This window comes from Rufibacter sp. JT3400010 (genome assembly GCF_054956755.1).
This window is the reverse complement of the sequence record NZ_JBUDXA010000007.1, coordinates 24,806-37,474: the sequence shown is the minus strand read 5'-3', so window position 1 is coordinate 37,474 and position 12,669 is coordinate 24,806. Positions and strand designations below refer to the sequence as shown.

The window sequence follows — 12,669 nt, the reverse complement described above, 5'->3', positions numbered from 1 at the left end:
ACAAAAAGATATATGCAGCACGTATCTCCGATAAGAGAGCCCTTAGTAACTGGGGGTAAAACTTATGCAGACATCACGGAAGACGTATGTCGGCAGGTGGAAGCCAAGCCGAATGTACGTTGGATGATGGGTCTGGCGGTTTCTCTGGTTCTTCTTGGCGTCTTTATCTACTCTGTTTATCGTACGCTTTGGTTCGGTATAGGCGAGTGGGGACTTAATAAAACGGTAGGTTGGGCATGGGACATCACCAACTTCGTATGGTGGGTTGGTATTGGTCACGCCGGTACCCTTATCTCCGCGATCTTGTTGTTGTTCCGCCAGAAATGGAGAACTTCCATTAACCGTGCCGCCGAGGCGATGACCATCTTTGCGGTAATCTGTGCGGCCATGTTCCCGGTTCTGCACATGGGCCGTCCTTGGTTAGCGTACTGGGTACTTCCATTGCCTAACACCTTCGGTTCTCTTTGGGTAAACTTCAACTCCCCACTGCTTTGGGACGTGTTCGCGATCAGTACTTATTTCTCAGTGTCACTGGTTTTCTGGTACATTGGTCTAATTCCTGATTTCGCTACTATTCGTGACAGAGCAACCGGACCTATTTCGCGCAGAGCATATTCTTTGCTGAGTATGAACTGGACAGGATCTGCGAAACACTGGTCACGATATGAGACTGTTTCCCTGATTCTGGCAGGTTTAGCAACCCCACTGGTACTTTCGGTACACACCATTGTATCCATGGACTTTGCAACCTCTGTTATCCCAGGTTGGCACACCACTATCTTCCCTCCCTACTTCGTGGCAGGTGCGATCTTCTCAGGTTTCGCCATGGTATTGACTTTGATGATCATTACCCGCAAAACCTTCAAACTAGAGGATTATATCACGCTGGAGCACGTAGAATCCATGAACAAAGTAATCACTTTGACAGGTTCTATTGTAGGGGTGGCGTATATCACTGAGTTCTTCATTGCCTGGTATTCAGGAGTAGAGTATGAGCAATACGCCTTCATTAACCGGGCAACTGGTCCTTACTGGTGGGCTTACTGGTCCATGATGACGTGTAACGTAATTACGCCGCAGTTATTCTGGTTCCGTTCTATCCGTCGCAGCTTAACGGCTACGTTCATCATTTCCATTTTCGTGAACATTGGTATGTGGTTTGAGCGTTTCGTGATCATTGTGACGTCTCTGCACCGTGACTTCTTACCTTCTAGCTGGGTAATGTTCTCGCCAACCAGCATTGATGTTGGAATCTATGTAGGAACCATTGGTTTGTTCTTTACTTTATTCCTGCTGTTCGCCAAGTTCTTCCCTGTGGTGAACATGGCTGAGGTAAAATCTATTTTGAAATCGTCTACGGGGGTAAGCCACACCCACAATCCAGGCGCATCAATGCATGGCACAGCACCTAACAACTCTCACAAACATGACTAGTAAGAAATATATACTCGGGGTATTCAACGACGAGGATGTGCTGCTGAACGCCATTGAACAGACCCGCGCGGCAGGCACTAAAATCTATGATGTGTTCTCACCTTATCCAATTCACGGAATTGATGATGTATTGGGAATTCAGCGCTCCAGATTGCCTATCGTAGCGTTCTTTTGCGGCCTTTGCGGTACTTCGTTCGCCCTCTGGATGCAGATTTATATGTTAGGTTTTGACTGGCCAATGATCATTGGTGGTAAGCCGCACATTGCCCTGCCAAGTTTTATTCCGGTAACATTTGAGTTAACGGTACTTTGTGCAGCCTTCGGAATGGTGATTACGTTCTTTATCATTAGTGGACTGCGGCCTACGCTCAAAGTTCCAGTAATGGATGTTCGGTCTACAGACGACAAGTATGTGATGGCCATTGAACTGAAAGAAGGAACTGACATTAATAAGTTGAATGATCTTCTCCGTTCAAACGGGGCTATAGAAGTTAACGAGAAGGAGGTAGTTAAATAATGAACAATTTCTTTAGAACAGGGGCAAAAGCCTCTTTGATTCTTTTCTCTTCCGCTCTTCTTGCTTCTTGTAGCAGCAATGATCAAGATCCTGGGGTGGAATATGCACCAGATATGTATTATCCGGTAGCTTATGAGCCGCTTAAGCAATTGGCAGAAAATAAGAACGCCATTAACCCTGGTGGGTTGAACATGCGCGTTCCTGCTGCCCACACCATTGCCAGAGGTAAACTTGGGTTTTACACCCATATTTCCAAAGATAGCGCAGAAGTAGCCGGACGTGAGTTAGTAAACCCATTGGCTCGAACCACAGCAAACCTGGAAGAAGGGAAAGTTCTGTTTCTGCGGTTCTGCTCGCCTTGCCACGGTGAAACCGGCCAGGGCGATGGCTTGGTAGGAGCTAAATTCAAAGGGGTTCCTAACTACACCCAAGGTCGTTACGCGACTCTGCCCGTTGGCCATATTTATCACGTAATTGTGAATGGCCGTGGACGTATGATGCCACACGGTACTCAGGTAAACCCAACAGAGCGTTGGAAAATTGCCATGTATGTGCAGCAACTACAGAAAGGTATTACGGAAGCCACTGGAGCTGATGCGGCTGATACAGGCTCTCAATCTACAGATGCTCCGGCAGGTGCAAGTACGACCGAGAATACAAATCCAGTAACAGGTACTACAGCAGATCCAACCAAGGACACGCGTAACTAACCTATAAAAGGTATATTAGAAATGATAACTGAAGAAAGACTAATTATTCCTGCAGGAGCCACAAAGCGGTTCTTCTACATGATAGCCATTGGGTTAGTTCTCCTGATAGCTGGTCTTATCATCGCGGCGAACTTCAGCGGTGGTGGTCATGGGGAAGCACATGGGGCAGAAGCAGGACATCATGCGGCGGGTTGGGGACAGCGTTTGTTGGCTAACCTTTGGATGAACAATGTTTACTTTACGGGTATTGCCGTTGTGGGTATCCTGTGGGTGGCCATTCAATACGTAGCTTATGCTGGCTGGTCAGTAGTAATCAAGCGTGTACCGGAAGCCTTGGGTAGCTATATCATAGTAGGTGGCGTAATCATGTTGCTTCTGTTTTTATTGCCTATCATCTTCACAGGGCATAACAGCTTGCTGCACTGGACAGATCATTCTGTACACGAAGTAGGAAACCCTAACTATGACCCAATCATTGTAGGGAAAAGCGGCTACCTGAACACTCCTTTCTACGTGATTAGAATGGTGGCTTATTTCACGCTGTGGTTCCTGTTCTTCAAATGGTTGAGAAGAGAATCAATTGCAGAAGATTTGAACGGCGGCTTGAACCACTACAACAAAAGCATCAGGTTGGGAGCCACTTTCCTGGTAATATTCGGGGTAACTTCCTCTATGTCTGCCTGGGACTGGGTTTTGTCTATTGACACACACTGGTTTAGTACTATGTTTGGTTGGTATGTGTTTGCCAGCTGGTGGGTATCTGGTATTGCTGCCATCACTTTGACCATCATTTTCTTAAAACAGATGGGATTCTTGCAGATGGTAACCTCTAACCACTTACATGACTTGGGTAAATTCATATTTGGTTTCAGCATTTTCTGGACTTACATCTGGTTCTCTCAGTTCATGCTGTATTGGTATGCCAACATTCCGGAAGAAGTAATCTACTTCCAAGAGCGTTTGGGCGGAAACAACAACCACTTTACCTGGATCTTCTTCTTTAACCTTGTAATAAACTTTGCTTTCCCATTCCTTGTTCTCATGACAAGAGACGCGAAACGCCAGATGATCATCTTAAAGATTGTGTGTATCGCTATTTTGGTTGGTCACTGGTTTGACTTTTACATGATGATCATGCCAGGAACTATGGGTAGTGAAAGCGGATTTGGATTGATAGAGATTGGAACAGCGCTGACTTTCTTAGGGATATTCTTGGTTGTTTATACAAAAGAATTGACGAAAGCTTCTTTAGTTCCTGTGAACCATCCTTTCCTGGAAGAAAGTATTCACCACCACGTTTAAGATTTACATTTAAAGAAACGGATAATGATTACAATTGTAGTAGCACTATCAATCCTACTCTTACTGGTTGTTCTATACCTGCTGTTCAGAATTCAGGTACTGGCATCAATCTTCAAAGGTAGCTACAGACGTGACATTGGGCAGAGCAACAAAGTAAATGCCACTCTTTTACTGGTGTTCTTTTTTGTGATGGGAGCCCTTTTTGTTTGGTCTTTTGTCGCTTCCAAAGAAGGAATGACACTTCCTCTTGCCTCTGAGCATGGTATTGCCATTGACAGTATGTTCTGGCTGACCATGGCTGTGATTGGGTTTGTCTTTGTATTAACGCACATCCTATTGTTCTTCTATTCTTATAAGTACCAACACCAGGAGGGCAAAAGAGCTTACTATTACCCACACAATAACAAGATTGAGATTATCTGGACCGTGATTCCTGCGGTGGTAATGGCTTTGTTGGTATTCTCAGGATGGAAAACATGGGCTAAAATCACAAGCCCTGCTCCAGACAACGCGGTAGTGGTAGAATTAATGGGAAAACAGTTCAACTGGCTGGTTCGCTACCCTGGTGCAGATAACAAGCTGGGTCACGTGAAACATACCTTAATTGATGCCACCAACGAATTTGGTATTGATTTGAATGATCAGAATGCCAAAGATGATTTTCCCGGCGAAACAAGTGCTTTTCACGTACCTGTAGGAACTCCTGTACTGTTGAAGATTAGATCCAGAGATGTGATTCACAGTGTATTCCTTCCTCACTTCCGGGTGAAAATGGATGCGGTACCTGGTATGCCAACTTCTTTCTGGTTTATTCCTACCAAGACCACTTCTGAAATGCAGTCAGAAACTGGAAATGCCAATTTCCAATATGAACTGGCTTGTACAGAGGTGTGTGGCCGTGGTCACTTTGCCATGAAGATGACCATGGTGGTAGATGAGCCCGAAGAATATCAGAAATGGGTGGCTGCCCAACAGCAGAAATCTTTTGCTTCTCAGTTACAAGCTGCTCCGGCAGACAGTACTGCTGCTACTGATGCGGTTGCTGTAAATTCTACATCTGGTGCCGCAGGGGCCATTGCTTCTGCATCAAAACAATAGTTATAATCTTTTAAAAGTATTGTATGTCTAGTACTGATATTTTACATAAAGATGTGCACTTAGAGCACGATGATCATCATGACGATCATCATGATCAAAGTTTCATTGAGAAGTACATCTTTAGCCAGGATCATAAAACCATTGCGAAGCAGTTTCTATTTGCGGGTATTTTCTGGGCCATCATAGGGGGCACACTTTCCAGTTTGTTCCGGATGCAGCTAGGTTTCCCTGAGGCTACGTTTACGTTCCTGGAGCCGCTTCTTGGGAAGTGGGTAGACGGAGGTAAACTGAACCCGGAGTTCTATCTGGCCTTGGTAACCATGCACGGAACCATCATGGTGTTCTTCGTGCTTACGGCAGGATTGAGCGGTACCTTCAGTAACTTCTTGATTCCTCTACAGATTGGTGCCCGTGACATGGCTTCCGGGTTCATGAACATGCTTTCGTTCTGGTTCTTCTTCCTGGCGAGTGTGATCATGTTTTACTCTATCTTCCTGGAAACAGGACCAGCTGCTGGTGGTTGGACGGTGTATCCGCCGTTGAGTGCCTTGCCGCAAGCTATTTCAGGTTCTGGTACCGGTATGACCATGTGGTTGGTGAGTATGGCCTTCTTCATTGTTTCGCAGTTGCTGGGTGGGGTAAACTACATCACTACCGTAATTAACATGCGGACCCGTGGTTTGTCCATGACCAAACTTCCTTTGACTATCTGGGCATTCTTCCTGACGGCTGTTTTAGGCCTTCTCGCTTTCCCTGTACTGTTCTCTGCCGCGTTATTGTTGATTTTTGACCGTTCATTCGGTACCAGCTTCTTCTTGTCAGATATCTATGTAGCAGGAGAGGCGTTAACGCACACTGGTGGTAGCCCGGTATTGTTCCAGCACTTGTTCTGGTTCCTGGGTCACCCAGAGGTATACATCGTAATCCTACCTACTTTCGGTATTGTTTCTGAAATCATTGCCACAAATTCCCGTAAGCCTATTTTCGGTTACCGTGCGATGATTGGTTCAATGTTAGGTATTTCCTTGCTTTCCTTCATTGTTTGGGCGCACCACATGTTCGTGTCTGGGATGAATCCTTTCTTAGGATCTGTCTTTATGTTCCTGACCCTGATTATTGCGGTTCCATCTGCGGTGAAGGTATTTAACTGGATTGCTACCATCTGGAGAGGTAATATCAACTTCACGCCAGCCATGCTGTTCTCTGTTGCTTTCGTTTCCTTGTTCATCACAGGTGGAGTAACAGGTATCATCTTAGGTAACTCTGCGCTTGACATTCAATTACACGATACTTACTTCGTAGTGGCTCACTTCCACTTAGTAATGGGTAGTGCGGCTTTCTTCGGCTTGTTCGCGGGCGTTTACCACTGGTTCCCTAAGTTCTTTGGTAGAATGATTGACGAGAAGCTGGGTTACGTTCACTTCTGGATTACGTTTGCCGGCGTGTACCTGATCTTCATGCCAATGCACTACATAGGTATTGCGGGCTTCCCAAGAAGATATTATACCTGGACTGGTTTTGAGACATTCAACAAGTTCATGGATATGAACACGTTCATTACCGTAGTTGCTATTGTGGCCTTTGCTGCCCAGTTCATCTTCTTGTTCAACTTCTTCTACAGTATCTTTAGAGGAAGAAGAGCTACAGAGAACCCATGGAAATCTAACACCTTGGAATGGACTACTCCAGTGAATCCGGGTCACGGTAACTGGCCAGGTCCGCTTCCAGTAGTGTACAGATGGCCATATGACTATAGCAAGCCAGGTGCTCCTGAAGATTTCATTCCGCAGAACGTACCTTACTCTCAGACGCAGTCATCTAACCTGCCGTACGAGAGAGACACTGAATAATAATGAGAGATAAATCTTTTATTCATAAAAGGTTTAAGCGCATAGGAGTACTTACTATTGCTTCTGTCTATATTTTAATCTTAGTAGGGGGGATCGTTCGCAGCACAGGTTCAGGGATGGGTTGTCCAGACTGGCCGAAGTGTTTCGGATCGTGGGTCCCCCCCACTAGTTTAGAACAGTTACCTTCAGATTATTTGGAGGTGTACAAGGAGAAGCGAATCCAGAAGAATGAACGCATTGGCAGAGTTCTTCAGGGAATAGGCTTTACGCAAGTAGCCCAGGAGATTTTTGCACATCCGTCTCAATACATTGAAACGGAATTCAATGCCACCAAAACCTGGATTGAATATGTGAACCGGTTGGTGGGAGTGGTGATAGGGCTTTTGATTATTTTAACAGTTCTATTTTCGGCTCCTTTTCTGAAAACTGATCCAAAAGTATTCTGGGGAGCTGTCGCCTCTCTGGCGTTGGTTCTTTTTCAAGGGTGGTTAGGTTCACTGGTAGTGTCTACCAATCTTCTGCCAGAAATGGTAACGCTGCATATGGCCTTGGCGCTAGTGCTCCTGGCAATCTTGATTTACATTGTCATGCGGGTGCAACGGAAAGAAATGTACCTGCACACGTTACAGCCTTCTGGCAAGCTAAAGTTTGTTCTGGTTGCGGTACTTCTGATTACGTTTCTTCAGGTAATACTAGGAACACAGGTAAGAGAACAGGTTGATCTGGTTGCTTTTGAATTAAACAACCTAGGCCGGGAAACCTGGATAGAGAGATTAGGGACATCTTTTTATGTGCACCGGTCCTTCTCTATTTTACTCGTTCTTTTAAATGTAGGCCTTTACTTTTCAGTGAAGAAGCTTGGAATAGCCAAGTTAGTGAGTACTGCAAAAGCCATCTTGGTGGTCATTGCCCTGGAGATTTTACTGGGGATTGTACTGGCTTATTTAGCTTTGCCGGCTTATGCTCAACCACTGCATTTACTGTTTGGTACTCTCTTGTTTGGACTACAGTTCTTGCTGCTCATACAATATTATTACGCTCAAAAACCTAATCAGCCCACACCCGAATTGGTGGCATAAACACGTTTATGTACGTACAAGACGTAACATCCAGTGCCCAGACATCATCGGCTATGAGTAAAGCGACCGCTTATTTTCAACTTCTAAAGTTCAGGCTTTCCGCCACGGTGGCTTTCTCCAGTGCAATTGGTTTCCTCTTAGGTAGACCTAACGCTGCCTGGATTGATACCGCTTTGGTGATGCTGGGTGGTCTTTTGGTCACCGGTTCTGCCAATATCATCAACCAGGTTTTAGAAAAGGATCTGGACAAGCTGATGAAAAGAACCGCGAAGCGTCCTCTCCCTACCGGGGTGATCACCGTGCAGGAAGCAATTATCTATTGTGTTCTGTTGTGTGTAGCAGGAGTAGGGTTACTAGGTCTCTATTTTAACTGGCTGGCAGCAGCCTTGTCTTTTCTTTCTTTACTTCTTTACGGTTTCTTCTACACGCCTTTGAAGAGACTTTCTCCTATCTGTGTTTTTGTAGGGGCAATCCCTGGCGGGTTACCTCCGCTCATTGGATGGGTAGCCGGAACGGGTTACATTGGAGTAGAGGCATGGATTCTTTTCGGGATTCAGTTTATCTGGCAGTTTCCGCATTTCTGGGCCATTGCCTGGGTGCTGGACGATGACTACAAGAAAGCGGGTTTCAAAATGTTACCCATGGCCGGAGGCAAGAACCTGAAGACTGCCATCCAGATCATGATCTATACGTTACTGCTGATTCCGTTGGGTTTGTTACCCATGCAATTTGGAATGGCAGGGAAGACCTCGGCTTTCATTGCCGTGGTTTGTGGAGTATTGTTTTTAATGCAGACGTTTTATCTCATGCATACGTGCTCTAAAAGGGCAGCCATGAATATTATGTTTGGATCGTTTTTATACTTGCCTATTGTGCAGATTGCGTTTGTGGTAGATAGCCTTTAAAGGGAATTAGTAATGATCATGAATCCTGAAATACAGCCGGAACAAAGACGGGTAAATCCGTTAACGTTCATGCTGATCTTATTGATTGTAAGCATCGTCATGATGTTTGCAGCCTTCACCAGTGCCTACATTGTGCGCCGGGAAGAAGGAAACTGGCTGGAGTTTGATCTTCCGTCAGTCTTATTGGTGAACACAATTGTGCTGGTATTGAGTAGTATTTTCATGCAGTGGGCCTATGTTTCTGCCAAGCGTGATAATATCAAGAATCTGAAAATCGCGTTGATCCTGACCATTGTAGCCGGAGCTGCCTTTTTGGTGGGCCAATGGCAAGGTTGGGGAGAACTGGTGCAGAATAATGTTTTTTTCGGGGGTATTACAGCCAACCCTTCCGGTTCATTTCTGTATGTATTAACCGGAGTGCACGCATTTCACTTAATTACGGGGTTAATTTTTCTAATTATTGTAGTAATTTCGGCCCTTAGGTACAGAGTACATTCCAGAAATATGGACCGTATTCAACTATGCACCATTTATTGGCACTTCTTAGGTGCCCTTTGGATTTACCTGTACGTATTCCTAGTTTTGAACCATTAATAATTCTGTAACACATATGTCGCAAACAACAACCTTTGAGCAGCCAAAAACCGGCACCTGGGAAGGAGGGAACGAGCCGTTCAAGGCTAGTTATGGTAAACTGATGATGTGGTTTTTCCTCTTATCAGATGCTTTTACCTTTGGTGCTTTCCTTACAACCTATGGTTTGGCCCGTCATCGGCACAAAGCCTATGAAGGAACGCATGAAGCCTTTCAATTTTCAACGGAATGGTGGCCTATTCCAGACAAGGTATTTAATGCTTTTCCTGGCTTCCATGGGGTTGACTGGCCGCTGGCATTTGTGGCCTTAATGACCATGATCCTTATTCTTTCTTCCGTAACCATGGTATTAGCCGTGGAAGCCGGACACAGAATGGATAAGAATGATGTGCAAAAATGGTTGTTGTGGACCATCTTGTTTGGTTCTATGTTCTTGGGTTGCCAGGCGTGGGAGTGGACTCACTTTATCTCTGGTACTGAAGAAGGCATGAAACTGGCCGACGGCAGTGTGATTCACGGGGCTAACCTGATTGTAAACCAATACGGCCCGCCCTTGTTTGCCGATCTGTTCTTCTTTATCACTGGCTTCCACGGAACCCACGTATTCAGTGGGGTGGTCTTGCTACTCATGATCTTCTTCAATACGGTGAACGGAGTTTACCACAGAAGAGGACACTATGAGATGGTAGAGAAAGTAGGTCTTTACTGGCACTTTGTAGATTTAGTGTGGGTATTTGTGTTCACCTTCTTCTACCTGGTGTAATTGTTGAACTGATTAAAACTGAATAGACATGGCATCGCATTCACATCATACAGACGAGTTTGCCCATACTGGTGAAATACCTAAGGCGCAGACGGGCCCTATCTGGAAAACTTTCTTCATTCTTTGCGGACTGACCGCCATTGAGTTTGCCTTCGCTTTCATGATGGATCCAAGCACGTTGCGTAACGCAATCTTTATTGGACTTACCCTCTTCAAAGCATTTTACATTGTAGGCGAATTCATGCACTTAAAGCATGAGACCAAAGGCCTTATTTGGGCGGTATTGGTTCCTACCGTATTATTGGTTTGGTTATTAGTAGCCTTACTGGTAGAAGGTACTTTCTACGGAGAGTCTGTTTTCAACTACTTTAATTAATGAGTCCAAAAAAAGCGCTGGTATTGGGTACACTTCTGTTGTTACCCGTACTGGCGTTTTTGTTTTTGAAAATGTTCGGAGTGAATAGATTTTCACTCCGAACTTATTTTCCGGCTACGGTAGATTCTACCTTGGTGGAAGGGCAGTGGCGGTATGACACCACGTATTACCAAGTGCCAGATTTCAAGCTCATCTCCCAAACTGGGGCTCCATTTTCCCAACAAGAGCTGGAAGGGAAAATCTATGTGGCCAACTTCTTCTATACTTCCTGCGCGGTTCCCTGTAAACAGATGAGCACGCAACTATCTAGGGTGCAGGATGCTTTCAGGCTCAGGCCAGACGTAAGAATCCTTTCCTACAGCCTAAGACCTGCAGAAGACACCCCCGAAGTGCTGCGGCAGTACGCGCATAGTTTTAAGGCTAATCCCGAGAAATGGATTTTTGTGACCGGTTCTGAGCCTGAGATAGTGGAGTTTATCAGCAAATGGGCTGAACTACTTTCACTAGATGCTTCTTCCCCTGGCTTGCGGACTGATCCTCCAAACAAAGATCTTTACTTGATAGATAAGCAGAAGCACGTGAGGGGGATTTATGATGGAACAGACGCGGCAGATGTAGACAGATTGATTACCGAAATAAACGTACTCCTTTCTGAGTACAACATAGACAATGGAAAATAAAGCCCTAGGCAACCGTAACGATACCCTTTACCTTATCCTGATTGCTGTTCTGTCAGTAGTAGTGCCACTGTTGGTGGCATTTCTGTTGTTTATGCCACAGACTGGGAAATTGGGAGACCTGGATGTTTCTTTCCTTCCTAAGTTACACGCAGTACTCAACTCGCTTACGGCCATTGCGCTTGTCATAGGATATTACCAGATCAGGAAGCAGAACCGCCGGTTACATCGTTTTGCTATGGTGACCGCCTTTGTGCTGTCTTCCTTCTTCCTGATTTCGTACGTGACCTACCACTACCAGGCAGCGCCAACTCCGTTTGGCGGGGAAGGCACCATCAAGCTCATCTACTATTTCATTCTGATTACACACATTATTCTAGCGGCAGTCATAGTGCCGTTGGTACTATTATCGGTTTACTTTGCGGTGTCTGAGCAGTACGTGCGGCACAGAAAAGTATCTAGATGGACATTTCCTTTGTGGTTGTATGTGGCTATCACGGGTGTTGTCGTTTACTTGATGATTGCGCCGTATTATAGTTGAAACTTTACGGGAGCAGAGGTGTTCATATAAAGAGAAATAAGGCATAAGCGATGAATAGGAAATATATTGTATGGTTGGGTGGTCTTTTTCTGGTGGTGCTTTTAACGCTACAGGCAGCTCCCACCCAGGCACAGTGTGCCATGTGTACGGCCTCGGTGGAATCTTCCAACAACGAGACCGGCGACAGTATTGCCAATGGATTGAACAAAGGCATTCTTTACCTCATGGCTATTCCTTATGTGATAGCGGGATGCGTAGGTTTCTTCTGGTATAAGTACAGCCGGAAAAAATAGTGGAGGCTTGGGAGCATCTTAAAGCCGGGCTTAAGTTGAAATGTCCGCGCTGCCATCAAGGCTCTATGTTTTCCCATTCTGCCCTCAACCTGCGTAAGTTTGACCAAATGCCCGAAAATTGCCCGGTATGCGGGTTTCGGTATGAGATTGAGTTGGGCTTCTATTGGGGAGCCATGTACATGAGTTACGGTCTCTCCGTTCTCATCGTGTTTCTGGTAGGTATTTCCCTTTACTTTCTGGCTAATGACCCGCCTACGTGGGTTTATCTCACCACGGTAGCAACCATCGTGGTGCTCTTTACGCCGGTGCTCTTCCGGTATGCACGCGTCATGATGCTCTATTTCTTCGGAAGTGTCTCCTTTGATTCTAAATACAAGCGTTCATAGAGGCAATTCAGAATCCATCAAGTTTCCTGTTTCTCCCGTGTAGTCATCCTTTGTTTAAAGGCTCCTTTCCCTAAAATGGGCCTGAAACGGCATCTTTCACGTAATACTTTACTTTTTAGCGTACTGGCGGGATTTTTGCGCGTA

The 12,669-nt window shown here is 45.4% G+C and carries 15 protein-coding genes; all 15 read left to right on the top strand.

What is annotated here, in order from left to right:
• The first annotated feature begins 12 nt into the window (after window positions 1–12).
• The 15 genes from nrfD (at window position 13) to ACY0JR_RS09030 (ending at window position 12,525) form a co-directional block, all read left to right on the top strand.
• Window positions 13–1,434: an NrfD/PsrC family molybdoenzyme membrane anchor subunit gene (gene nrfD, locus ACY0JR_RS09100; RefSeq protein ID WP_462633685.1), complete on the top strand. Its 1,422-nt coding sequence runs from the start codon at window positions 13–15 to the stop codon at window positions 1,432–1,434.
• Complete coding sequence (locus tag ACY0JR_RS09095; protein ID WP_462633684.1) at window positions 1,427–1,951, top strand: DUF3341 domain-containing protein; 525 nt, start codon at window positions 1,427–1,429, stop codon at window positions 1,949–1,951. Before nrfD ends, ACY0JR_RS09095 begins: the two co-directional genes overlap by 8 nt.
• Window positions 1,951–2,661, top strand: a complete 711-nt coding sequence (locus tag ACY0JR_RS09090) for a c-type cytochrome (protein ID WP_462633683.1) — start codon at window positions 1,951–1,953, stop codon at window positions 2,659–2,661. Before ACY0JR_RS09095 ends, ACY0JR_RS09090 begins: the two co-directional genes overlap by 1 nt.
• Before the next feature lie 21 nt (window positions 2,662–2,682).
• On the top strand, window positions 2,683–3,963 hold the full coding sequence (locus tag ACY0JR_RS09085; RefSeq protein ID WP_462633682.1) for a quinol:cytochrome C oxidoreductase: 1,281 nt from the start codon (window positions 2,683–2,685) through the stop codon (window positions 3,961–3,963).
• Window positions 3,964–3,987: 24 nt separating this feature from the next.
• Window positions 3,988–5,061 (top strand): cytochrome c oxidase subunit II, encoded by a 1,074-nt coding sequence (locus tag ACY0JR_RS09080; protein ID WP_462633681.1) that lies wholly within the window; start codon window positions 3,988–3,990, stop codon window positions 5,059–5,061.
• Window positions 5,062–5,084: 23 nt separating this feature from the next.
• Window positions 5,085–6,911, top strand: coding sequence for a cytochrome c oxidase subunit I (locus ACY0JR_RS09075; RefSeq protein ID WP_462633679.1), 1,827 nt, complete (start codon window positions 5,085–5,087; stop codon window positions 6,909–6,911).
• Between the two features lie 2 nt (window positions 6,912–6,913).
• Window positions 6,914–7,990 (top strand): COX15/CtaA family protein, encoded by a 1,077-nt coding sequence (locus ACY0JR_RS09070; protein ID WP_462633678.1) that lies wholly within the window; start codon window positions 6,914–6,916, stop codon window positions 7,988–7,990.
• Window positions 7,991–7,998: 8 nt separating this feature from the next.
• Complete coding sequence (gene cyoE, locus ACY0JR_RS09065; RefSeq protein WP_462633677.1) at window positions 7,999–8,895, top strand: heme o synthase; 897 nt, start codon at window positions 7,999–8,001, stop codon at window positions 8,893–8,895.
• A gap of 18 nt (window positions 8,896–8,913) precedes the next feature.
• The gene (locus ACY0JR_RS09060) at window positions 8,914–9,489 is read left to right on the top strand and encodes a cytochrome c oxidase subunit 3 (RefSeq protein ID WP_462633676.1); all 576 of its coding nucleotides are present in this window, start codon (window positions 8,914–8,916) and stop codon (window positions 9,487–9,489) included.
• A 16-nt stretch (window positions 9,490–9,505) separates the two neighbouring features.
• The gene (locus ACY0JR_RS09055; RefSeq protein ID WP_462633675.1) at window positions 9,506–10,252 is read left to right on the top strand and encodes a cytochrome c oxidase subunit 3; all 747 of its coding nucleotides are present in this window, start codon (window positions 9,506–9,508) and stop codon (window positions 10,250–10,252) included.
• Window positions 10,253–10,280: 28 nt separating this feature from the next.
• A complete protein-coding gene (locus ACY0JR_RS09050) occupies window positions 10,281–10,628 on the top strand; it encodes a cytochrome C oxidase subunit IV family protein (RefSeq protein WP_462633674.1) in 348 nt (115 codons plus the stop codon).
• On the top strand, window positions 10,628–11,308 hold the full coding sequence (locus ACY0JR_RS09045) for an SCO family protein (RefSeq protein ID WP_462633673.1): 681 nt from the start codon (window positions 10,628–10,630) through the stop codon (window positions 11,306–11,308). Before ACY0JR_RS09050 ends, ACY0JR_RS09045 begins: the two co-directional genes overlap by 1 nt.
• A complete protein-coding gene (locus ACY0JR_RS09040; protein WP_462633672.1) occupies window positions 11,298–11,846 on the top strand; it encodes a DUF420 domain-containing protein in 549 nt (182 codons plus the stop codon). Before ACY0JR_RS09045 ends, ACY0JR_RS09040 begins: the two co-directional genes overlap by 11 nt.
• Window positions 11,847–11,896: 50 nt before the next feature.
• Window positions 11,897–12,139, top strand: coding sequence for a hypothetical protein (locus ACY0JR_RS09035; protein WP_462633671.1), 243 nt, complete (start codon window positions 11,897–11,899; stop codon window positions 12,137–12,139).
• A gap of 65 nt (window positions 12,140–12,204) precedes the next feature.
• Entirely contained in the window at window positions 12,205–12,525 is a 321-nt protein-coding gene (locus ACY0JR_RS09030) for a DUF983 domain-containing protein (RefSeq protein ID WP_462633670.1), read from the top strand.
• The last annotated feature ends 144 nt before the right edge of the window (window positions 12,526–12,669 follow it).